Annotated in this window: 20 protein-coding genes and 1 pseudogene; 16 read left to right on the top strand and 5 right to left on the bottom strand. The window is 59.0% G+C overall.

Annotated features, from left to right (window positions below):
• Positions 1–210 precede the first annotated feature (210 nt).
• From QE435_RS05155 to QE435_RS05140, 4 genes and pseudogenes are all read left to right on the top strand, one after another.
• Positions 211–1,122, top strand: coding sequence for an ABC transporter permease (locus tag QE435_RS05155; RefSeq protein ID WP_296039834.1), 912 nt, complete (start codon positions 211–213; stop codon positions 1,120–1,122).
• 2 nt (positions 1,123–1,124) lie between these two features.
• Positions 1,125–1,944 (top strand): annotated as a pseudogene (locus QE435_RS05150) (ABC transporter permease).
• 10 nt (positions 1,945–1,954) lie between these two features.
• On the top strand, positions 1,955–2,701 hold the full coding sequence (locus QE435_RS05145) for an aspartate/glutamate racemase family protein (protein WP_349040491.1): 747 nt from the start codon (positions 1,955–1,957) through the stop codon (positions 2,699–2,701).
• Between the two features lie 111 nt (positions 2,702–2,812).
• Positions 2,813–3,295: a BA14K family protein gene (locus tag QE435_RS05140; RefSeq protein ID WP_306929227.1), complete on the top strand. Its 483-nt coding sequence runs from the start codon at positions 2,813–2,815 to the stop codon at positions 3,293–3,295.
• Positions 3,296–3,344: 49 nt separating this feature from the next.
• On the opposite strand, the gene QE435_RS05135 is transcribed toward QE435_RS05140, so the two are convergent.
• Both QE435_RS05135 and QE435_RS05130 read right to left on the bottom strand, forming a co-directional pair.
• A complete protein-coding gene (locus tag QE435_RS05135; protein ID WP_349040490.1) occupies positions 3,345–4,700 on the bottom strand; it encodes a sigma-54 dependent transcriptional regulator in 1,356 nt (451 codons plus the stop codon).
• Position 4,701: 1 nt separating this feature from the next.
• Positions 4,702–6,522, bottom strand: coding sequence for a sensor histidine kinase (locus QE435_RS05130; protein ID WP_349040489.1), 1,821 nt, complete (start codon positions 6,520–6,522; stop codon positions 4,702–4,704).
• 256 nt (positions 6,523–6,778) lie between these two features.
• On the opposite strand from QE435_RS05130, the gene QE435_RS05125 reads away from it, so the two are divergent.
• The 9 genes from QE435_RS05125 to iolB all read left to right on the top strand — a co-directional run bounded on the left by QE435_RS05125 (position 6,779) and on the right by iolB (position 18,816).
• Positions 6,779–8,113 (top strand): dicarboxylate/amino acid:cation symporter, encoded by a 1,335-nt coding sequence (locus QE435_RS05125; RefSeq protein ID WP_349040488.1) that lies wholly within the window; start codon positions 6,779–6,781, stop codon positions 8,111–8,113.
• Positions 8,114–8,230: 117 nt separating this feature from the next.
• Positions 8,231–8,668 (top strand): EamA family transporter, encoded by a 438-nt coding sequence (locus QE435_RS05120; protein WP_349040487.1) that lies wholly within the window; start codon positions 8,231–8,233, stop codon positions 8,666–8,668.
• A 93-nt stretch (positions 8,669–8,761) separates the two neighbouring features.
• On the top strand, positions 8,762–10,294 hold the full coding sequence (locus QE435_RS05115; RefSeq protein WP_349040486.1) for an acyl-CoA carboxylase subunit beta: 1,533 nt from the start codon (positions 8,762–8,764) through the stop codon (positions 10,292–10,294).
• Positions 10,295–10,305: 11 nt separating this feature from the next.
• Positions 10,306–12,309: an acetyl/propionyl/methylcrotonyl-CoA carboxylase subunit alpha gene (locus QE435_RS05110; protein ID WP_349040485.1), complete on the top strand. Its 2,004-nt coding sequence runs from the start codon at positions 10,306–10,308 to the stop codon at positions 12,307–12,309.
• Between the two features lie 102 nt (positions 12,310–12,411).
• Positions 12,412–13,227 carry a MurR/RpiR family transcriptional regulator gene (locus QE435_RS05105; RefSeq protein WP_306929215.1) on the top strand — a complete coding sequence of 272 codons (816 nt, stop codon included), beginning with the start codon at positions 12,412–12,414 and terminating at the stop codon, positions 13,225–13,227.
• A 115-nt stretch (positions 13,228–13,342) separates the two neighbouring features.
• The gene (gene iolC, locus QE435_RS05100; protein WP_349041136.1) at positions 13,343–15,268 is read left to right on the top strand and encodes a 5-dehydro-2-deoxygluconokinase; all 1,926 of its coding nucleotides are present in this window, start codon (positions 13,343–13,345) and stop codon (positions 15,266–15,268) included.
• Positions 15,265–17,088, top strand: coding sequence for a 3D-(3,5/4)-trihydroxycyclohexane-1,2-dione acylhydrolase (decyclizing) (gene iolD, locus QE435_RS05095; protein WP_349040484.1), 1,824 nt, complete (start codon positions 15,265–15,267; stop codon positions 17,086–17,088). Before iolC ends, iolD begins: the two co-directional genes overlap by 4 nt.
• Before the next feature lie 2 nt (positions 17,089–17,090).
• The gene (gene iolE, locus QE435_RS05090; protein ID WP_349040483.1) at positions 17,091–17,990 is read left to right on the top strand and encodes a myo-inosose-2 dehydratase; all 900 of its coding nucleotides are present in this window, start codon (positions 17,091–17,093) and stop codon (positions 17,988–17,990) included.
• 16 nt (positions 17,991–18,006) lie between these two features.
• Positions 18,007–18,816, top strand: coding sequence for a 5-deoxy-glucuronate isomerase (gene iolB, locus QE435_RS05085; RefSeq protein WP_349040482.1), 810 nt, complete (start codon positions 18,007–18,009; stop codon positions 18,814–18,816).
• Positions 18,817–18,892: 76 nt separating this feature from the next.
• Here the strand turns inward: iolB and iolG are convergent, their stop codons facing one another.
• Together iolG and QE435_RS05075 are read right to left on the bottom strand one after the other, a co-directional pair.
• Entirely contained in the window at positions 18,893–19,885 is a 993-nt protein-coding gene (gene iolG, locus QE435_RS05080; protein ID WP_349040481.1) for an inositol 2-dehydrogenase, read from the bottom strand.
• A 570-nt stretch (positions 19,886–20,455) separates the two neighbouring features.
• Complete coding sequence (locus tag QE435_RS05075; protein WP_349040480.1) at positions 20,456–20,839, bottom strand: hypothetical protein; 384 nt, start codon at positions 20,837–20,839, stop codon at positions 20,456–20,458.
• A 158-nt stretch (positions 20,840–20,997) separates the two neighbouring features.
• Here QE435_RS05075 and QE435_RS05070 point away from each other — a divergent pair, with 158 nt between their 5' ends.
• From QE435_RS05070 to QE435_RS05060, 3 genes are all read left to right on the top strand, one after another.
• Entirely contained in the window at positions 20,998–21,216 is a 219-nt protein-coding gene (locus tag QE435_RS05070) for a hypothetical protein (RefSeq protein ID WP_309769831.1), read from the top strand.
• Positions 21,217–21,351: 135 nt separating this feature from the next.
• Entirely contained in the window at positions 21,352–22,095 is a 744-nt protein-coding gene (locus tag QE435_RS05065) for a cytochrome c oxidase assembly protein (RefSeq protein ID WP_349040479.1), read from the top strand.
• Complete coding sequence (locus QE435_RS05060) at positions 22,089–22,583, top strand: CopD family protein (RefSeq protein ID WP_349040478.1); 495 nt, start codon at positions 22,089–22,091, stop codon at positions 22,581–22,583. Before QE435_RS05065 ends, QE435_RS05060 begins: the two co-directional genes overlap by 7 nt.
• Here QE435_RS05060 and QE435_RS05055 read toward each other — a convergent pair.
• The gene (locus QE435_RS05055; protein ID WP_349040477.1) at positions 22,561–23,058 is read right to left on the bottom strand and encodes a DUF2231 domain-containing protein; all 498 of its coding nucleotides are present in this window, start codon (positions 23,056–23,058) and stop codon (positions 22,561–22,563) included. The genes QE435_RS05060 and QE435_RS05055 overlap by 23 nt on opposite strands.
• Positions 23,059–23,104 lie beyond the last annotated feature (46 nt).

Below are 23,104 nucleotides of genomic sequence, written 5' to 3'. Positions count from 1 at the left end.
TGTCGCCGGTCTTCGCCTGCTGACACCCTCGGCACTTGCTTTTCGTCATCCTCGGGCCTGACCCGAGGATCAACGGCTTACGCATGATCGGATTACCCTCGGGTTTGATCAGGGGCGGACCACACCGACGGAGAGACTTTATCCTTCGTCATCGCACGAAAACCGGCAACTTAACGCTGCCGGTCACGACAACAATAAAGGGCACCATGAATGGCGACGGTCAGATTTATAGGCGTTGGCGAGAAGAAAGAAAAAGCGGGTAAGCCCTTTACCCTGCCGCAAACCGTTGTCGCCTATCTCCAGGCAGCACCTTTGGCGCTGATCCTCGGCTTCTTCCTTCTTCTGCCCATCCTGATGATCGTCGTGGTCAGCTTCTGGGATTACGACTTCGCCCAGATGTATCCGGACTTCGTTACCTTCAACTACACCGAAACGCTCGGGTCCTGGGTGACATGGCAGACCTATCTCAACACGTTGAAATACGCCTTCATCGTCTGGGCGATTACCCTGTTTCTCGGCTTCTGGGTGGCCTATTTCCTGGCATTCCATATTCGCACCACCACGATGCAGATGGTGCTCTTCCTGATCTGCACAGTGCCCTTCCTGACCTCGAACATCATCCGCATGATTTCCTGGATTCCGGTGCTTGGCCGCAACGGGCTGGTGAATAGCGCGCTGGTCAATATGGGCATCATTCCCGCACCGATCGAATGGCTGCTCTATTCCGACTTCGCCGTGGTGCTCGCGATGGTGCATCTCTATACGCTCTTCATGGTGACGCCGATCTTCAACACGCTGATGCGCATCGACAAGTCTCTGGTGGAGGCGGCGCGCGATGCCGGCGCGTCCAGCTGGCAGGTTCTGTGGAACGTCATCATTCCGCTGGCGAAGCCCGGCATGGCGATCGGTACCATCTTCGTGGTGACGCTGGTCATGGCCGACTTTTCCACCGTGCAGGTCATGTCGGGCGGACAGAGCGCTTCGGTTGCCCTGATGATGAAGAACCAGATGTCGCTCCTGCAATATCCGGCCGCTGCGGCAAATGCCGTCGTTCTTCTCGCCCTCGTTCTCCTGATGGTCGCAGGCATTCTGCGGGTCGTCGATATCCGTAAGGAGCTCTGATCATGCACTCGGAAAAACGCGGTCGCGAATTCTACATCCTCGCCATCTTCTGTGCGCTCTTCGTGCTGTTTCTCTACGGCCCGCTCTCGGCCATCCTGATCCTCGCCTTCCAGGGACCGAATGGCGGCCTGACCTTTCCGTTGAACGGCGTCTCGCTCCACTGGTTCGCCAACCTTTTCGAACAGCAGGCCGTCGGCGATTTTGGCGGTTCCTTCCGCCGCTCCTTCATGCTGGGCCTGATGGTGATGATCGTGACGGTTCTCGTCTCGCTTCTGGCGGGTCTTGCGTTCCGCCCGCAAATTCATCGGCGCCACGCCGCTTTTCTATCTCTCGGTCGCAAGCCTTGTTGTGCCATCCATCATCATTTCGCTCGGCATCGGCGTGCTCTTTCAGCAGCTCGGCCTCGAACCCGCGTGGAACACCTCCGCCTTCGGCGCACATCTGACCTGGACCCTTCCCTTCGGCGTTCTCATCATGTTTGCGGTCTTCAACCGCTTCTCGCCCTCCTATGAGGAGGCGGCGCGGGATCTGGGCGCGAGCTCCTGGCAAACCTTCAGCAATGTCGTCCTGCCGATGATCGCGCCAAGCCTGATTGGCGTCGGCTTGTTCGGCTTCACGCTTTCCTACGACGAATTCGCCAGAACCCTGATGACGTCCGGCACCTACAATACGCTGCCGCTTGAGATCTACGGCATGACGACGAACGTGACCACGCCGGTGCTCTACGCCCTTGGTGCTGTCACCACCTTCTTCTCTCTCATCGTCATCGGCGCGACGCTCGGCATCATTGTCGCCATGAACCGCCGCCGCTCGAAAGGCTGAACTGCAGATCATGCGCATTCTCGTCGTCAATCCCAACACCACCCAGTCGATGACCCGCACTATCGAGGCTGCGGCCAAGGCAGTCGCTTCCGCCTCGACGGAGGTTGTCGCCGTCACGTCGTCTATGGGACCGGTCTCGATCGAGGGCTATTACGACGAGGTCTTCGCCATACCTGGGCTTCTGTTGGAGATCGCCAAGGCGGAGAAGAATGGCGCGCAAGCAGCGGTGATTGCCTGCTTCGACGATACGGGGCTCGATGCAGCACGCGCACTTGCAACCATCCCGGTCATCGGCATCTGCGAGGCGGCTGTTGCGACCGCGGCTTTCATCGCGCAGCGCTTCACGGTCGTCACCACCATGGAACGCTCACGGCTGCCGCTCGAACATCTCGTGCATCGCTACGGCATGGCTGCGCGAGCAAAGGTGCGGGCGGCTGACATTCCGGTTCTCTCGCTGGAGGATCCGGCTTCGGACGCCTTGCCCCGGCTACGTGCCCAGATCGCCGCGGCCCTTGACGAAGACAAAGCGGAGGCCATCGTTCTTGGCTGCGCAGGCATGGCGGATCTTGCAGCAGAGCTTTCACACGACTTTGGCGTTCCGGTCATCGATGGCGTGTCGGCGGCGGTCAAACATGCCGAGACACTGATCTCGCTCGGGCTTACCACGGCAAAGCGCGGCGCCTATGCGACCCCCGTTCAGAAGCCCTATCTTGGATTGATGGAAGCGTTTTCGCCTGCGCACATAGTGGCAGGCTGAGCGTCCCGGTCCTGCCACAATTCATTCAGCGCCCGTTCAGCCTGCGGAATCTATTTTCTTAACCATCGGATAACACCTGGCGGGCAACTGCCGTTTAGATGGAAAATGAACATGGCTTCGATTGCAGCTAAATCTCTTCTGGCTCTTGCGGTCTCTGCAACCGTCCTGGCACCCTTGAACACGGCATCGGCCGGCGACTGGCGACACAGAAACCGCGACGCAGCCATCATTGGTGGTGTTCTTGGTCTCGCTGCCGGTGTTGCTGTCGGTTCTGCCCTGTCGCAGCCGCGTTATGAGGAAGAGCCGGTCTATGCCGAGCCGCCTCCGGTGCGCCGCTACCAGACCTATCAGCCAAGCTACACCTATGACGATCCGGACTATCGCGAGTATCGTCCCGCACCACGCCCGGTCTACCGCGCCCAGCCGGTTTACGAGGCCCGCCCCGTTTACCAGCAGCGTCAGGTTTACCGCACGATCGAGCCCTGGTCCCAGACCTGGTATAACTATTGCTCGCAGCGTTACCGCAGCTTCAATCCGAACAGCGGTACCTATATCGGCAATGACGGCAACAGCCATTTCTGCGTAGCAGGCTGATTGCGACCGCCTCGATTTCAAAGATTTGAACTGCTCGGAATACCCTCACTCACTTGGGGACGTAATCCGAGCGGTTAATGTTATGACGCTGCAACTTATCGTAAAATGTCTTGCGCGCGATCCCGAGCGCGGCGATGGTTTCGGCAACATCGCCCTGGTGCTTTTCCAGGGTCTCGCGAATGATGTCCGCCTCTTGCCGATCCATGCGCTCCGAAAGCGTGCCGGATCCACTCGCCGTCGCGGCTAGGCTGGGTATTTGCGGCTGTCCACTTTCCAGCCCCAGCACCACACGCTCGGCGAAATGCCCGAGTTCACGCACATTGCCTGGCCAGTCATGCTCGTTCAAATAGCGCGAAATAGATGCTCCGATCTGCGGGACCGGCATGCCAAAGCGGCTTGAGGCCTTGCTGACGAAGTGGAAGAAGAGCAGCGGGATATCTGCCCGGCGCTCCCGCAGCGGCGGGATGGATAGCGTCACCACATTCAAGCGGTAATAGAGATCCTCGCGAAAATCCTTGCGCTGCTCGGGATCCCCGAGATCCACCTTGGCCGCTGCCACCACACGAATATCGACGGACCGCTCCTCGTTGGAGCCGACCGGGGAAACCTCACGCATTTCCAGCACACGTAGCATCTTCACCTGTAGAGCAGGCGGCATGCTTTCGATCTCGTCCAGAAACAGCGTGCCGCCGCTGGAATATTCGATGCGGCCGATGCGCTTCTTCTGCGCCCCGGTAAAAGCGCCAGCCTCATGGCCGAAGAGTTCGCTTTCAATCACGGTCTCCGGCAAGGCGCCGCAATTCAACGCCACGAAATTTCCGTGGCTGCGCTTCTTGCTCCAGCGGTGGAGAGCTGTCGCCACCACTTCCTTGCCACTGCCTGTCTCTCCCGCCACCAGCACATCCACATCCGTGTCGGCAATATGGCGCAGCGTATTGCGCAGGCGCTCCATTGCAGGCGTCTGACCAAGCAAAGGCATGTCATCGATCGACTGCTCCGCCGCCTGCTTCAGTGCGCGGTTCTCCATCACCAACCGACGCTTTTCCAATGCGCGGCGAACGCTTTCCACCATGCGCTCGGCAGGAAAGGGTTTGGCGATAAAATCATAGGCGCCGTTCTGAAGCGCGCTGACGGCCATCGGCACATCGCCATGGCCGGTGATCAGGATAACAGGCAGGTCCGCATCGATCTTCCGGACGTGCTCGAAAAACTGCAAGCCATCCATGCCGGGCATGCGCACATCGGTGACGATCACGCCATCGAAATCCTCTTCCAGAGCGTCGAGCGCCAGCTCTGCCTTGGGGAAAGGCATCACTGTCATGCCTTCCAGTTCCAGCGTCTGCCGCATCGCCTTGCGCAGCTGCGAGTCGTCATCCACCAGATAGACCGTTCCCATTCCCGTCATGTCATGCCCGCTTCAAATAGACTGAAAAACACGTGCCGCTGTCGCCTGTATCGACCTCGATCCGCCCGCCATAATCCGAGGCGATATCGCTGGAGATGACGAGGCCAAGGCCGAGCCCACCTTCCTTCGACGTGTTGAAGGGCGAAAAGAGCTGCTCGAGAATAGGCGCCGCGATGCCCGGCCCGTTGTCGTGAACGCGCAGCACCACCTCTTCTGCCATTTGCTCCACCATCACGTCGACGCGTCCGTCACTCTTCTCTTCGACGGCTTCGAGCGCGTTCTGCAAGAGGTTGATGACGATCTGCTCCAGCCGGATGCGGCTTCCCATGACCTTGAGGTTTTTATCCGGAAGATCGAGATCGAGCATGTCCATGCGTCCGGAAAACCGGCTGCGCAGCAACAGCACGGCACCTTCGATGACCAGACGAATGCTGACAGGTTCTGCGGCAGTTCTGCCCTTGCGCGCCAGAATTTTCAGATCGCTGGTGATGACGCCGATGCGCTCGGTCAAACGGGCAATGCTCTCCAGATTCTCGTCCGCTTCCTCCAGGCGCTTGCGCTTGAGAAGCACGCGAGCATTGTCGGCAAAGGCGCGAATGGTGGCGACGGGTTGATTGATTTCATGCGCCACGCCAGCCGCCACCTGTCCGAGGATCGAAAGCCGGTTGGCCTGGACCAGATCGTGCTGGACGCTCTGCAACTCCTTACCCGTCTGTTCGTGGCGCAGGATTTCCGCCTGAAGCTTGTCTCGGGCCATGGTCAGATCCACCGTCCGCTCCTGAACCCGGCGCTCGAGTTCCGCGCGATCTCTTTCGGCGGCGGCACGCGCCTGCTCTGCCTTCAGCCGGCGTCGAAGCCAGATCGCCGACAGGGCGAAGAGCGGCATAAGGGCGGCAAGAGCGATGATCCGGCTTTCGCGTATGGCGGCATTCGTCGCCGGCGTCACTGGTTGAAGATAATGCAGGGACCACTTGGTCGTCGGAACGGGGAGTTCGAGACGAAGATAATCTCCTCTCAGTGTCGAGGGGGAGCTCACTTCCACAAGCGCCACATCCGGACCGAGTTTCGAGCGCAATCGCACGGGCATGGGAGAGAGCGCTTCCTCTCCGAATTGAAGACTGGCGGAAATCATCCGTCGCTTGTCTTCATTGATCGGCGCCACCGTCTTGAACCGCCATTCGGGTATGCTTGTCATCAGCACCACGCCGTTGGAATCGACGATGTAGACGGGACGCCCGCCGATATTCCAGTCGGTCTCGAGGCGGTTGAACTCCACCTTGGCAATGACCACGCCGAGCGGCTTTCCATCTGCACCATCGACCCGCCGGGAGATATAGAGCCCCGGCCGGCGGCTGACATTACCGAGCGCGTAATGCTCTGCCATGCCCGTTTCCATGGCTCTGCGAAAATAGTCACGGAAGGCATAATTGGAACCGACGAAACTCTCGGGCATCCGCCAATTGCTGGACGCGATGGTGACGCCCTTGGCATCCGTCACATAGATGACCGAGGCCTGCGTTCCTTCGATCAGCCCCTCCAGCTTTTCATCCAGACGCTGGACGGCAGCGCCGCCATTTTCCAACGCGTCGGCGATATCTCGGTCGCGGGAGAGGACGAGTGGCAGGACGCGCGGGCGTTCCAGCGCCACATTCAGCAAAGCGGTTTTCAGCTCGGCATCCGTCGTGGCATCGGCAATCAACCGCTTCGTCGCTTGGACACGACCTATCTTGTCTGCAGCCACGAAAGCGCCGAAGGCAATGATAACCCACATCAAGGCGAAGGCCACCCAGCGGAAGCGGCTGCTATTCACGAAAACGGACATTGGGCGGCTCGAAATGTCATGGTTTCACTGTGCGGAAATCCACACAAAAGACAAGAGATGATGAGCGGAAAAACACACTCGTGAAGAGTGGTCATTGGATGGCTTAAAATAACACCAATTTTTATCAATGGCTTAATCTCAAAAACCAAACTGGCATACTATTTGCGTAGGTAGTTCCGAACGGCAGAGGGCCGGGCAAAACTTGAGGCAAACCCGGGAGGCCGTCAGGGCAGGGTTAAGCCGAGGAGGAACTAACATGATTGACAGCACAGCCGTGGCCGAAAGCCACGCCAGACTGCCTTTTTACCGGCATCTTTATTTCCAGGTCATCGTCGCTATCGCCGCAGGTATTGCGCTCGGCCACTTTTATCCCGCTCTTGGCGAACAGCTGAAGCCGCTCGGCGATGGCTTCATCCGTCTGGTCAAGATGATCATCGCACCCGTGATCTTCCTCACAGTCGCAACCGGCATTGCCGGCATGAACGACATGAAGAAGGTCGGCCGCGTAGCCGGCAAGGCGATGATCTACTTCATAACCTTCTCCACCCTGGCGCTGATCGTCGGCATGATCGTTGCCAATGTCGTTCAGCCGGGTGCGGGCATGAACATCGATCCGTCCACACTGGACGGCAAGGCCGTTGCAACCTACGCCGCCAAGGCGCATGAGCAGTCGATCACCGGCTTCCTGATGAATATCATCCCGACGACGATCGTCGGCGCCTTCGCGGACGGCGATATTCTTCAGGTGCTGTTCTTCTCCGTGCTGTTCGGCATTTCGCTCGGCGTCGTCGGGGAACGCGGCAAGCCTGTCGTCGATTTCATGCATGCCTTGATGTATCCGATCTTCAAACTGGTCGCGATCCTGATGAAGGCTGCTCCGATCGGTGCCTTCGGCGCCATGGCCTTCACCATCGGCAAGTACGGCATTTCGTCGGTCACCAATCTCGCCATGCTGATCGGCACCTTCTACCTGACGTCGCTGATCTTCGTGCTCGTCATTCTCGGTGCCGTCTGCCGCTACAATGGCTTCTCCATCCTGGCGCTGATCCGCTACATCAAGGAAGAATTGTTGCTCGTTCTCGGCACATCTTCGTCGGAAGCCGCACTTCCGGGCTTGATGAGCAAGATGGAAAGAGCAGGCTGCAAGCGCTCCGTCGTCGGTCTCGTCATCCCGACCGGTTACTCGTTCAACCTCGACGGTACGAACATCTACATGACGCTCGCCGCCCTCTTCATCGCGCAGGCAACGGGCATTCACCTGTCCTTGGGTGAACAGATCCTCCTGCTGCTTGTCGCTATGCTGAGCTCCAAGGGTGCCGCGGGCATTACCGGCGCTGGCTTCATCACGCTTGCGGCCACGCTCTCGGTCGTCCCATCTGTCCCCGTCGCGGGCATGGCGCTGATCCTTGGTATCGACCGCTTCATGTCGGAATGCCGCGCGCTGACCAACTTCATTGGCAACGCCGTTGCAACCATCGTCGTTGCCCGTTGGGAAGGCGAGCTCGACCAGGAGCAGCTCGCAGCCGCGCTGAGGGGCGACGAGCCAAAGGTCGTCGACGATGCGACGGCACTTGGAATTCCTGCAGAGTAAACCGCGCTGTTAAAGCGATCCATAGCAAGCCCGCCTCGATCATTCGAGGCGGGCTTTCCTTTTCCGGCCCCGACTTGATAAGATGGACCCCTCTCCCGTCCTCACCGGTGCTCGACGATGAAAAACCTGTTTCTCTCCTGGCAAGTCTGGGCTCTTCTGTCGGCCACTTTCGCCGCACTGACCGCGATCTTCGCCAAGATCGGCATCGAAAACGTCAATTCCGATTTCGCCACCTTCATCCGAACCATCGTCATTCTTTTGGCTGCAGGCTTGATGGTCTACATCACAGGGAACTGGCAAAGCCCGGCGACCATCACACCGCGCACCTGGCTGTTCCTCATTCTCTCCGGGCTTGCGACCGGTGCATCCTGGATCTGCTATTTTCGCGCTTTGAAGATCGGCGATGCCGCGCGCGTTGCGCCGATCGACAAGCTCAGCGTCGTCTTCGTCGCGGTCTTTGCGGTTCTCTTTCTGGGCGAACGGCTCTCTCTTCCCAACTGGCTCGGCGTGGTTCTGATTGCTTTCGGGGCGGTTCTCGTCGCCTATCGCGGCTAGTGTGTCAGGTGTTTCCGTCTGCGACGAAGGCCGACATTTCCATTTTGCGAATAAGGCTTTAAGACTTGTCGGCGAATGCGACAGGGAGGTCTTATGCGTTCAGTCCTTCAAGAACTGGAAAGCCGCCGCGCCGAGGCTCGCTTGGGCGGCGGGCAGAAGCGTATCGATACGCAGCACGCCAAAGGCAAGCTGACCGCGCGAGAACGCCTCGACGTGCTTCTCGATGAGGGCTCCTTCGAAGAATACGACATGTACGTGACCCACCGGGCGGTGGATTTCGGCATGGCGGATCAGAAGGTGGCCGGCGATGGCGTCGTGACCGGCTGGGGCACGATCAACAGACGGCAGGTCTATGTGTTCAGCCAGGATTTTACCGTGCTTGGCGGCTCCCTGTCGGAGACCCACGCGCAGAAGATTTGCAAGATCATGGATATGGCGGTGCGCGTCGGCGCACCGGTGATTGGCCTCAACGATTCCGGTGGGGCACGCATCCAGGAAGGCGTGTCGTCGCTTGCGGGCTATGCGGAGGTGTTTCGTCGTAATGCGGAAGTGTCGGGTGTCGTGCCGCAGATCTCCATTATCATGGGCCCTTGCGCGGGCGGTGCCGTCTATTCGCCCGCCATGACCGACTTCATCTTTATGGTGCGCGATACCTCCTACATGTTCGTGACGGGGCCGGACGTGGTGAAGACCGTGACCAATGAGATCGTCACCGCCGAGGAACTGGGCGGGGCCACCACCCACACGAAGAAATCCTCCGTTGCCGACGGCGCCTATGAGAACGACATCGAGGCGCTGGAAGCGGTTCGCACGCTCTTCGATTTTCTACCCGCCAATAACCGGCAGAAGCCACCGACCCGGCCTTTCCATGACGATCCGGCTCGCCTTGAGGCGAAGCTCGATACCTTGATCCCGGACAGTTCCAACAAGCCCTATGACATGAAGGAGCTGATCCACGCGATTGCGGACGAAGGCGATTTCTTCGAATTGCAGGAGGCCTTTGCCAGAAACATCATCACCGGCTTCATCCGCCTTGAAGGCGAGACCGTCGGCGTCGTCGCCAACCAGCCCATGGTGCTGGCCGGATGCCTGGATATCGATAGCTCGCGCAAAGCGGCGAAGTTCGTGCGCTTCTGCGACGCCTTCAACATTCCGATCCTGACCCTGGTGGATGTGCCGGGCTTCCTGCCCGGCGTGGCGCAGGAGTATGGCGGCGTCATCAAGCACGGCGCCAAGCTGCTCTTCGCCTATTCCGAGGCGACGGTGCCGATGGTAACGCTGATTACCCGCAAGGCCTATGGCGGCGCCTACGATGTTATGGCGTCGAAACATATCGGTGCCGACATCAACTATGCCTGGCCGACGGCGGAAATTGCCGTGATGGGCGCCAAGGGTGCGGCGGAAATTCTCTACCGCTCCGAACTGTCAAACCCCGATAAGATCGCGGAACGGACGCGCGAATATGAAGAGCGCTTCGCCAATCCCTTCGTTGCTGCCGAACGCGGCTTCATCGATGAAGTCATCATGCCACATTCCTCGCGCCGCCGCATCGCCCGCGCCTTTGCGTCCCTGCGCAACAAGCAGGTGACGACGCATTGGAAGAAGCACGACACGATTCCGTTGTGAGGATGAAGCCTATGTTCAAGAAAATCCTCATTGCCAATCGCGGCGAAATCGCCTGCCGCGTCATTCGCACCGCGAGAAAAATGGGCATCGCAACGGTCGCGGTTTATTCCGATGCAGACGCTAACGCGCTGCATGTGCGCGAAGCCGACGAAGCGGTGCATATCGGCCCGGCACCCTCCAACCAGTCCTATATCGTCATAGACAATATCCTCGAGGCCATCCGCAAGACGGGTGCGGACGCGGTGCATCCGGGCTATGGCTTCCTGTCTGAAAATCCGGCTTTCGCGGCGGCTCTGGAAAAGGAAGGCGTTGCCTTCGTCGGCCCGCCGGTCAAAGCCATCGAAGCAATGGGCGACAAGATCACCTCCAAGAAGCTTGCAGCCGAGGCAGGTGTCTCCACCGTTCCCGGCCATATGGGATTGATCGAGACTGCGGATGAGGCTGTCCGCATCGCATCCGAGATCGGCTACCCGGTGATGATCAAGGCATCGGCCGGCGGCGGCGGCAAGGGCATGCGCATTGCCTGGAACGATAGCGAGGCACGCGAGGGTTTCCAGTCATCACGCAACGAAGCAAAAGCATCTTTTGGTGACGATCGGATTTTCATCGAAAAATTCGTCACTCAGCCGCGTCACATCGAAATTCAGGTTCTCGGTGATCAGCACGGCACGGTGCTCTATCTCGGCGAACGGGAATGCTCCATCCAGCGCCGCAATCAAAAGGTAATCGAGGAAGCACCGTCTCCGTTCCTGGATGAGGCAACGCGCAAGGCGATGGGCGAGCAGGCTGTCGCGCTTGCCAAGGCGGTCGGCTATTTCTCTGCCGGCACGGTCGAATTTATCGTCGATGGCGACCGCAACTTCTACTTCCTGGAAATGAACACCCGCCTGCAGGTGGAGCACCCCGTCACCGAACTTGTGACCGGCATCGATCTCGTGGAGCAGATGATCCGGGTGGCAGCGGGTGAAAAGCTGTCTCTGTCCCAAGCAGACATCGAACTGACCGGCTGGGCCATCGAGAGCCGTCTTTATGCGGAAGACCCTTACCGCAACTTCCTGCCCTCCATCGGTCGATTGACCCGCTACCGTCCCCCGGAAGAGGGCCGACAAGAGAATGGCACGATCCTTCGCAATGACACCGGCGTCTTCGAAGGCGGCGAAATCTCGATGTATTACGATCCAATGATCGCCAAGCTCTGCAGTTGGGGCGAGACACGGCTGTCCGCTATCGATGCCATGGGCGAGGCGCTTGATCGGTTCGAGGTCGAGGGCATCGGGCACAACCTGTCTTTCCTCTCTGCGGTCATGCAGCATCCTCGTTTCCGTTCGGGCAATCTCACCACGGGCTTCATCGCCGAGGAGTTTCCAGAGGGTTTTTCCGGAGTGGAGCCTGAGACGCAAGCCGCTGACCGACTGGCGGCGATCGCTGCGGCCATTCACCATCAGGTGCAGAGCCGCGCAGCAAAGATCTCCGGCACCATCGGCAACCATCGCCGCATTGTCGGCAAGGATTGGGTGGTTCAACTCGGCAAGACCGAGCGGCGCGTTTCCCTTGATCTCGATGGCGACAACATGATGGCTCAGATCGAAGGCGGCGAGAGGATGGCTGTCGAAACGGATTGGCTGCCGGGCCGCAGGCTTGGCACTTTCCGGCTGGGCGGTGCGATTCTGGCGGTGAAGATCGATCTTTCGCCATCCGCCATCCGATTACGTTGGCATGGTGCAGACATCTTCGCCAAAGTTCGTTCCCCTCGCGTCGCCGCGCTTGCGCGTCTCATGCCTGAAAAGCTGCCGCCAGACACATCGAAGATGCTGCTTTGCCCCATGCCGGGCGTCGTCACCTCGATCTCGGTCGCGGAAGGTGATGAGGTCGAAGCCGGGCAGGCGCTCGCAACCGTAGAGGCGATGAAGATGGAAAACATCCTTCGGGCCGAGCGCAAGGGCCGTGTTACGAAGGTGGCTGTGAAGGCTGGGGACAGTCTGGCTGTGGATGAGGTCATTCTGGAATTCGAGTGACGATCCCTAACGTGTGGAGATTCCGCTTCCCTGCCGCGTCTTTTCTGGAATAGATATTCCAATCCAGAAAAGACGATTTCATTTGTGGGGGAGTGAAACGAGATGCAGGATAGTGCCGCACCGGCAACGGTGAAGGAATTCGAGGAGAGACTGGTCGAGGTTGCGCCGAAGCTGCCGAAGAGATTGCGGCAGTGCGCGGATTATGTCGCAGCCAATACCGACCGGATCGCCGTTTCCACTGTGGCGGAAATGGCCGAAGCCGCTGGAGTCCAGCCTTCCGCCTTTATGCGCTTTTGCCAGATCCTCGGCTTCTCCGGCTTTTCGGAGATGCAGCGGCTGTTCAAGGAAAGCTATTCCGGCCGCTGGCCGGATTACGACACGCGGCTCACGAACCTGCGCGATAAGGGAGAAGACAGCGGCGGTCGGCTTCTGGCGGAATTTGTCGAAGCCGGGCGTGCATCGCTGGAAAACCTGCTGAAAACCGTCGATCAATCTGCTTTCGAGGCCGCAATCCAGGTGCTGGCTGACGCGCAGATGATCCATATCGTCGGCTTGCGCCGCTCCTTCCCGGTCGCAAGCTATCTCGCCTACGCTTTCGAGAAGATGCAGGTGCCCTCCATGCTGCATGCATCCGTGGGCCAGTTGCAGAGCGCCAATGCGATCCGTCAGGGCGACGTCGTTCTTGCCATCACCTTTGCGCCCTATTCGGCAGAAACGATGGAGATCGTTTCCTCAAGCCGTGCCCGCAAGATCCCGGTCGTGGCCATCACCGATACGGCTGTCAATCCGCTGCGCCAATTCGATGCCACAGTGCTGGCGGTGTCAGAGGTCGATTTTGGCGCATTCCGTTCCTTGTCGGCGACCCTCTGCATCGCCATTGCGCTGGCCGTGGGGGTGGGGACGCATCGACAGAACTGAATATTCGTATTGAAAACGTAAAAAATAGAATTTATAGTCCAAATATAAACGAGGGAGAAAAGTGACGGACATACAGTTCCGTCCTTTGTGGCGCGTAACAGCGCGGAGGAGACAGATCGTGAAGACACTCGATCTCATCACGATCGGCCGCTCGTCGGTCGATCTTTACGGCGCGCAGATCGGCGGACGTCTGGAGGACATGTCCTCCTTCAACAAATACATCGGTGGCTCTCCGACCAACATTGCAGCAGGTGCCGCACGACTTGGTCTGAAGAGTGCTGTCATTACCCGCGTGGGCGACGAGCACATGGGGCGCTTCATCCGCGAACAGCTGGTGCGCGAAGGCGTCGATATTCGCGGCGTGCAGACCGACAAGGAGCGCCTGACCGCACTCGTCATTCTCGGCATTCGCGACCAGCAGCAGTTCCCCTTGATCTTCTATCGCGAGAACTGCGCCGATATGGCGCTGAGCGAAGACGATATCGATCCGGCCTTCATCGCCGAAGCCAACTGTGTCTGTGCCACCGGTACGCATCTCTCCCATCCGCGTACGGAAGCGGCCGTGTTGAAGGCCCTGCGCCTTGCCCGCGAAAACGGTGCCAAGACGGCGCTCGACATCGACTACCGCCCGAACCTCTGGGGTGTGGCTGGCCATGGTGACGGTGACAGCCGTTTTGTGGAATCGGCGAAGGTCACGCAGAAGCTGCAATCCACCCTCAACCTTTTCGACCTGATCGTCGGCACCGAGGAAGAGTTTCACATCGCCGGTGGCTCCACCGATACTCTGGAAGCGCTGCGCGCCGTGCGGGCTGTTTCCAACGCCACGCTCGTCTGCAAGCGCGGACCGATGGGCGCAGTGGTCTTTCCAGGCGACATTCCAGGCAGTCTCGACGATGGCGAAAGCGGCGAAGGCTTCCCCATCGAAGTCTTCAACGTGCTGGGTGCCGGCGACGGCTTCATGGCCGGGCTCTTCCGCGGATGGCTGCGCGGCGAAGACTGGCCGACCACATTGAAATACGCCAATGCCTGCGGGGCTTTCGCCGTCTCGCGCCATGGCTGCACGCCGGCCTATCCAAGCTGGGAAGAGCTGCAATATTTCTTCCGCACGGGCATTCGCAACAAGGCGCTGCGCAAGGACGACGCGCTGGAGCAGGTGCATTGGGCAACCAATCGCAAAGGCGACTGGAGCACCATGCGCGTCTTCGCCTTCGATCACCGTATGCAACTGGAAGCCATCGCAAAGGACGTTGGCGCAGACGACAAGAAAATCGGCGCCTTCAAGGAGCTTTGCCTGAAGGCCGCCCATCAGGTCGCCGGTGGCAATGCTGGGTATGGCATTCTCTGCGATGGTCGTCTTGGCCGCGACGCTCTTTATCAGGCAGCAGGCTCAGGCCTGTGGATCGGCCGTCCTTCCGAATGGCCGGGCTCGCGCCCGCTGACGCTGGAGCCGGATCTCGGCCCAGATTACGGCGGCCTCAACGAATGGCCGGCCGAACATGTGGTCAAGGTGCTGTGCTTCTACCATCCGGACGATGACGAGGCGATGCGCGCCGGGCAGGAAGAGACAGTCTCGCGTCTCTTCGCCGCCGCGCGCCGCAACCGTCTGGAATTTCTTCTAGAGGTCATCCCTTCCAAGGTGGCGCCAATCGATGATGAAACGACAGCCGGCATCATAAACCGCTTCTACGAGATCGGCGTCTATCCCGACTGGTGGAAGCTTGAGCCGCTGAAAAGCGTGGAAGCCTGGCGTCAGGCGACCGATGCGGTAAAACGTCATGATCCTTATATTCGAGGCATCGTGGTTCTCGGCCTGGAGGCGCCGCAGAGCGAGTTGGAGGAGAGTTTCAGGCTGGCGGCGGGCTTTGATCTGGTGAAAGGCTTTGCCGTCGGTCGCACGATTTTTGCCGAGGCCGCGCGCAACTGGCTTGCAGGCAAGGTCAGTGATGAGGAGGCGGTTGCCGATATGGCAGCCCGTTATGAGGCGCTTTGCCAGATTTGGGACAAGGCGCGCGCCGCGCATGTAAAGGGAGAGGCAGCGTGAAGACGGTACGATTGACGGCGGCACAGGCGCTTGTGCGTTATCTGGCAACCCAAATGAACGAGGATGATGAGCCTTACATCGCCGGCGTCTGGGCGATCTTCGGCCATGGCAATGTGGCTGGTATGGGAGAGGCGCTCTACGGCATTCGCGAGGAACTGCCGACCTATCGCGGCCAGAACGAACAATCCATGGCGCATGCGGCGATCGCCTACACCAAACAACTCGGCCGCCGCCGGACCATGGCAGTCACATCGTCGATCGGTCCCGGGGCATTGAACATGGTGACGGCTGCGGCGCTTGCGCATGTGAACCGTCTTCCCGTGTTACTGATCCCCGGCGATGTCTTCGCCAATCGTGGGCCGGATCCGGTGTTACAGCAGATCGAAGACTTCAACGACGGAACGGTTTCGGCCAATGACTGCTTCAAGCCAGTCAGCCGCTATTTCGACCGGATCATGCGCCCCGAACAGCTTCTGACCGCATTGCCACGCGCCTTCCGCACCATGACGGACCCCGCCGATTGCGGTCCCGTGACACTTTCCTTCTGCCAGGATGTGCAGGCGGAAGCCTATGATTATCCGGAAAGCTTCTTCGACAAAAAGGTCTGGCGTCAACGCCGCCCCGAGCCCGACAGAGCGGAACTCGAAGAAGCCATCGCTGCTCTCAAAGCGGCAAAGAGCCCGATCATCGTCGCAGGCGGCGGTGTGCATTTTTCCGGCGCGACCGAGACGCTGAAAAGCTTTGCCGAGCGCCACTCCATCCCCGTCATCGAAACCCAGGCGGGCAAATCTGCGCTGGCATGGGACCATGAAATGAATTTCGGCCCTGCCGGTGTGACGGGCGCGTCGAGCGCCAACGCCTTGGCCGAAAAGGCCGATCTCGTCTTCGGCGTCGGCACCCGTTTTCAGGACTTCACCACTGGCTCCTGGGCGCTTTTCAAGAACCCGACGAGCAAGCTGTTAGCGCTCAACGTGCAGCCTTATGACAGCGCCAAGCACGATGCCATCAGCCTCACGGCCGACGCCAAAGTTGGGCTTGAGAAACTGACCGAAGCCTTGGGCAGCCACCGCTTTTCCGCACCCGATGCAAGCCTGAAACAGGACTGGTTCGCCAAGGCCGATGCCGTGACCGCGGCACCGAAGGAGGCCAATAGCCTTCCGACGGATATGCAGGTGATCGGCGCGGTACAGCGCGCCTCGCGCGACAATACTGTCGTCATGTGTGCGGCAGGCACCATGCCTGGAGAACTGCACCAGTTGTGGAAGGCGAAGCTGCCACTCTCCTACCACATGGAATATGGCTTCTCCTGCATGGGCTACGAGATTGCCGGTGGCCTCGGCATCAAGATGGCAGAGCCCGAGCGCGACGTGATCGTCATGGTGGGCGATGGCTCCTACATGATGATGAATTCGGAACTCGCCACTGCCGTTGCCATGGGCCTGAAGATCACCGTCGTGATTACCGACAATCGCGGCTATGGCTGCATCAACCGGCTGCAGATGGGCACCGGCGGGGCAGAGTTCAACAATCTCTACGCTCACACCAACCAGAAAAACCCCATCGCCATCGATTTCACCTCGCATGCAGCCAGCATGGGTGCGGATGCGCACAAGGTCTCGACAATCGCCGAACTCGAAACAGCACTCGATGCAGCCCGCAGCGCGGACGTTCCGACCGTGATCGTCATCGATACCGATCCCTATCCGACACCGGATGCCGGGGGCTACTGGTGGGATGTCGCCGTGCCGGAAGTCTCTGAACGCAATGAAGTCAAACAGGCTCGTGCAGCCTATGAATCCGCACTGAAAGAAAGACGCTGATCATGATCCTTTACGGTACAAACCCCATCGCCTGGAGCAATGACGACGACCGCACGCTCGGCGCCCATATCAGCCTTGAGCAGTGCCTGGACGAAACCTCCAAGATCGGCTTCGACGGCATCGAGAAAGGCCACAAGTTCCCGCAGGAACCGGAAGGCCTGAAGGCGGTGCTGGAGCCCCGCAAGCTGCGCTACGTCTCCGGCTGGCATTCGCTCAACCTGCTGACCAACTCCATCGACGACGAAAAGGCCGCCATGCAGCCTGCCCTCGACCTTTTGAAGGCGATGGGCTCGAAGGTCATCATCGTCTGCGAAACCTCCAACGCCATCCACGGCGAGGATGCAAAGCCGGTCAACGACCGCCAGAAGCTCGCCGACAGCGAATGGAAGCGCTTTGGCGAAGGCGTGGAAGCGCTGGCGAAACATGCGGCCGATCAGGGTGTCGCGCTCGTCTATCACCATCACATGGGCACGATCGTCGAGAGCGAAGACGAGATCGACCGGCTGATGGAGAACACTGGCCCGCACGCCAAGCTGCTGCTCGATACCGGCCATTGCCTTTTTGGTGGCGGCAATCCGGAGCGGCTGGCGAAGAAGCATATGGGTCGCGTCGGCCATATCCACGCCAAGAACGTGCGTCCTGTCATCGCCAAGCAGGTTCGCGACGAAAGCCTCTCCTTCCTCGAAGGTGTGCGCCGTGGCGTCTTCACTGTTCCTGGCGATAGCGAGGGCGGCGTCGATTTCCTTCCCGTTCTCAAGATTGCCGCAGAGCATGGCTATAGCGGCTGGCTGGTAATCGAGGCCGAGCAGGATCCGGATGTCCGCAATCCTTTCGAATATCAGAGCCTAGGCCTGAAATCGTTGCGCGCTTTCGCCCGCGAAGCCGGCCTGGACAAAGGCTGAACAGAAAGGTCAAGACATGGCAGATCTGCTGCGCAAACCCACCGGCACATCCGGCAAGGTTCACGACATCACGCCGGAAAGCGCCAATTGGGGCTATGTGGGCTTCGGGCTCTACCACCTGAAGCCTGGCGAAACCGCGACCGAACAAACCGGCGAGACAGAGGTCATTCTCGTTCTCGTCGAGGGCAAGGCGGAAATCTCGTCGGAAGACAAGAATTTCGGCGAACTCGGCGACCGCATGAATGTCTTCGAGCGCAAGCCGCCGCATTGCGTCTATATCCCGGCTGGCTCTTCCTGGAGTGTGACGGCGACGACGGACTGCACGCTTGGTGTGTGCACCGCACCGGCAAAGCCAGGCCGCGAGGCCCAAGTCATTGGACCGGCGGGAATTACTCTGGCGGAGCGCGGCAAGGGCGGCAACACGCGCTACATCTTCCCGATTGCCATGGAAGATCGCGACGTGGCCGATAGCCTGCTGGTCACGGAAGTCTTCACCCCATCCGGTCACTGGTCGTCCTACCCGCCACACCGGCATGATGAGGACAACTACCCCGAGATGACCTATCTGGAAGAAACCTATTACCACCGCCTAAACCCAGAACAGGGCTTCGGCTTCCAGCGCGTCTTCACCGAAGACGGATCGCTGGACGAGACCATGGCGGTCTCAAGCGGCGATGTGGTGCTGGTGCCGAAAGGGCATCACCCTTGCGGCTCTCCCTATGGCTATGAGATGTATTATCTCAACGTTATGGCTGGACCGATGCGCAAGTGGCGTTTCCAGAACCATCCGGATCACGACTGGATTTTCAAGCGCGACAATCCATAAACGCGCAATCTCTGCCAAAAAGAAACGCTCGCACCAAGACAATGGCGCGAGCGTTTTTTGTTGGTCGAAAAACCGATCAGACGATTTGAACAGGCTTGCCGGTCTGCCAGCTTTCGGTCGCGGCATCGGCCAGTTTCTGAGCCTGAAGACCATCGAAACCGCTTGGACGCGGCGAGGTGTTGCCAGCATCGACAGCGTCGATGAAGGTGTTTATCTCGTTGGCATAGGCCTGAGCGTAGCGCTCGATGAAGAAGTTCTGCACCGGATCTCCGGCAATGCCGTTGGCATTCCACAATTCGACGCTCGAATTCTGGATGTTGCGGGCAGAGAGCATACCCGTCGAGCCATGCACTTCGATCCGTTGGTCGTAGCCATAGGTCGCGCGGCGGGAGTTGGTGATCACCGCGATGCGTCCCGATGCCGTCTGCATCTGGACTGCTGCAGTATCGACATCGCCTTCTTCGCCGATCGCCTTGTCCACCAGTGCGGAGCCAAGCGCGTTAACGACCACGAATTCTTCACCCATCAGGAAGCGGGCCATATCGAAGTCGTGGATCATCATGTCGCGGAAGAGACCGCCAGAGGATTTCACATAGCTCGCCGGCGGCGGATTTGGATCGCGGCTGATGATGGTCACGATTTCGATCTCTCCGACATCGCCGTTGCGCAGGCGCTGCTCGACCATCGAGAAGTTGGTATCGAAGCGGCGGTTGAAGCCGATCATCAGAGTCGACTTGTTCTGTTCCACCACATCCAGGCACTGATTGATGCGATCGACGGAAAGCGACACCGGCTTTTCGCAGAGAATATGCTTGCCAGCCTTGGAGGCCGCCTCGATCAGATCGGCATGGCTTGGCGTCGGCGTTGCGATCAGCACGGCATCGACATCCGATGCCGCGATAATCTCTTCAACGGACGCGACACGTGCACCCGTCTGCTGCGCCAATTGCTCTGCCGCCGCCGGAAACGCATCCGCGACATAGGCAAGCTTTGCCTTGGAATTGGCGGCAATCGTTGCCGCATGGACCTTGCCAATACGGCCCGCACCCAGCACACCGAACCTGATCATTTCATTTGCTCCACGCTGATTTCCTCCTCCGGACGGCCACTCCCCGAGAAGCAGTTCGCGTCCTGTCATCATCCGATGTGTTGTCGATGACGATCGATGAGACCCTAGCTCAAGCCAAGGCGAAATCAAGTGGAAATTCCATTAAAAGCGTGAGTGAAATATTTATTCTATTTAGTGGATAAGACTCGGTTCGGGGGCATGACTCACTTCTATCAACAGCGAGTAAGCGCTTTCATCAAGATGTCTGGCCTGTCGCGGGTTTCATTCAACGCGGTTGAGTTCTGAAAGCGGATGGCTGTGGGTGAGGGGCGGGAACTGCCGCCATCACGCCTGGCCATTCCAAAGCCTGCGTAGTGACCAGCTTTAAGCCTTCCTGACGTGTGCAGAAAATGATGAGGCGATCGCGATCAGCCGTAAGATCCGCAGAGCACTAGGGATTTCGCCTTCTAGGCGTGACGACGGTCGAAGGCTCGTCGCTCTTCAATGCAATGCGGTGTCAGCTCCAAGTGATAAAGCAATGCGTTAAAGCATCACGAGCCGAACAAACGGATCGTGACACTCTCTAATACCTCAATGTGTCGCACCACGACCCTGCGCCGCGAGCGCCGAAACGATGTGCCTGATTTCATCTTTTGCGCCAGAGAGCACGAACGGCCCCTGATGGTGACCGACGGCGCAAAGAGGAATGAAGAAAATATAAGGGATGGCTTTGCTATCCAGAGTTTCCATCAAGGGCAGCATGCGTTCAGGTCCATATCGTACATCAATGACGGCGCAGCCGAAATGCCAGTCGTGCTCATCGACCGCTGTCGAAGAGTAAGGACCTTGCAGAATCATCGATGCCTCTGACCATGCGCTTCGTATTGCAGGCGTGAGCGTATCGCTTTCGCCGAATACGGCTATCGTCAAGCGGTGGTCCGTCGCCATGTTCTGCTCCGTGGAAAGTAGGGTCATTTAGCAGTCCTTTGCATCGACTTATAGTCACCTGCACCTCCCAGCATCTGCGGGATCATCACTTTCATCCGTCTTCAGCGCCTCGCGGAACCGAACTGCGCAAACACGGTTCGGACGCATCACAAAATCGATTGTGAGCCTATCAGGAGGAGAAATTGATGAGCAATGACACGGTATTGATGCCCCATGAGCGCGGCTGGGCTGTTCTGCGCAATGGCATGCTGACGAAAGTCTATCCAAGCCGCCATTTGGCTATGCAAAAGCTCAAGGACGAGATGAGCCGCCGACCGCTCACAAACCCAAAAACGCATCCGGTCAACGGTGAACATGCCGCGCGGCGACGCGATGGCTCAGCACAACAGCGCGATCACGCGTAATGCAGCGAGGAGCCTCGGCCCAAGCTGTCAGCATTCTCTCATTTAAAAAAGCAACGTCGGAACCTCAGCCCCTCCCCGGCGTTCGACCCCTGATGCCTCTGCATCGCTTCAACGGAGGGCGGACGGATTTTTGGGGTGAACCAACCAGTGCCTTATTGCGGTCCTGCACCGCTACCATCGGAAGTGTGGGGGGCTTGGAACCTCGACCCATTCGCTCTGGCGGTCGTTGCCGCCCTGACGATGCTGCCGGCGCTTTCGCTCCATAGACACCGAATAGTCATTGCGACGGCTGTTTTTGCGATATCCATCCTTCTTCTGATTTCACCGCTCTGCTCTCTTACCACCGCGCTGTTTTCGGTCCGGGTGACCCATCACTTCATCTTGATGACGATACTTGCTCCCCTTCTCACGACGGCCTTTTGTACGAGAGGTCCTGCCTCCAGCCGCCTGCCACCGGAGATGGCGTTTATCTTTCACACTCTGATCTTCTGGTTCTGGCATATTCCGCCGGGCTATGCCTTCGTCCTGAACGGCATGATCCCCTATTGGATTATGCAGGCAGCGCTTCTTGCCAGCGCCATCTGGCTATGGGCGATCCTGCTGTCTCCGAGAACCAGTGTTTTCACTGCCGTTGCACTGTCTCTTGCCACTGTCGGGCAGATGGGCATGCTTGCAGCCATCCTGGCCCTCTCGCGTGCACCGCTTTTCGCCGCTCACTTGGATACGACCCAACCCTTTGGCCTTGAGCCGCTGCAGGATCAGCAGCTCGCTGGCGTCATTATGTGGACTGTCGGCCTCCTTCCCTATCTCGGCATTGCGTTGATACGCCTTTATCGAACTGTCGCTAGCCCGGATCGCAAGGGCAGCTGGCAATGGTGATGCTGCTCAAATTCATCCACATCGCAGCAATCTCAATCTGGGCGGCGACGCTCATCAGCCTGCCTGCCCTTTACGTGCAGCGCGCCCATGTGGGTAACCGCCCTGCTCTATATGCGCTCCAACGTCTCGTGCGCTTCTGCTACGTCGTCGTCGCATCGCCTGCCGCCTTCGTCTCGATCCTGACCGGCACAGGCCTTATTTTCTTTCAGCAGACCTTCACGCTCTGGTTCACCATCAAGCTCGCGCTGATCGGCGCGATGGTGACACTGCATATCGTCACCGGGCTCGTCATCATCCGCCTCTTCAACGACGGAGAGGTCTATCCGGTCTGGCGCTTCATCGGCGCCACCGTCCTGACTGCCGCGACCGTGCTCGGCATCTTTTTCGTCGTTCTCACAAAACCGGATTGGAGCCTCGACACGATCCCTATCGAGGCTGGGGGGCTGAAGGAGATCGCGCGCTCGATCAGTCCTTGGACGATACCATGAGCCCGACGCCATGATCGAAAATCAACTTGCCGCCATGCCAGCCAGCCAACCCCGTCAGACCGGCGGCAATCAGCGACAGGATGAGGCCGTGGGGCAGAACCTCGATGCCGGAAAAATAGCGACCTCCCCAATTGGCGCCGCACACCGCAATCAGCGACATGCCGGCCACGGCATGGGCCCAACTGGCAACGCGCGCCCGAATGCCGGGGACGAGAAAGAGTTCAGCCGAGCCGATCAAACCCGCAACGATGGCGCTGAAGAATGCGATACCCGTCGTCCACAGTCCGACCCGCAGCCAGAACGGATCGGCGCCCCACCAGTACATGATGTCAGCGCCGAGCGTCCCGAACACAAGTGCGATGGGGAAATGCACTGTCATCGCATGCAGTGGATGACCAGCAACCGCTACGGTAGAACTGGCGTCCTTTTCCTCCAGCTTGGAGATGACCGGGTTTTTCTTCGGCGATGTATCCAAAACAAGTCTCCTCTTTCTCCGACAACCAGCCGGACAGGGCAGAGGT

Origin of the sequence: Agrobacterium sp. SORGH_AS 787, assembly GCF_030819035.1 — a bacterium.
Taxonomy (GTDB): Bacteria; Pseudomonadota; Alphaproteobacteria; order Rhizobiales; family Rhizobiaceae; genus Agrobacterium; species Agrobacterium larrymoorei_B.
The sequence above is the reverse complement of the archived record's forward strand: the minus strand, read 5'-3'. Positions and strand labels throughout refer to the sequence as shown.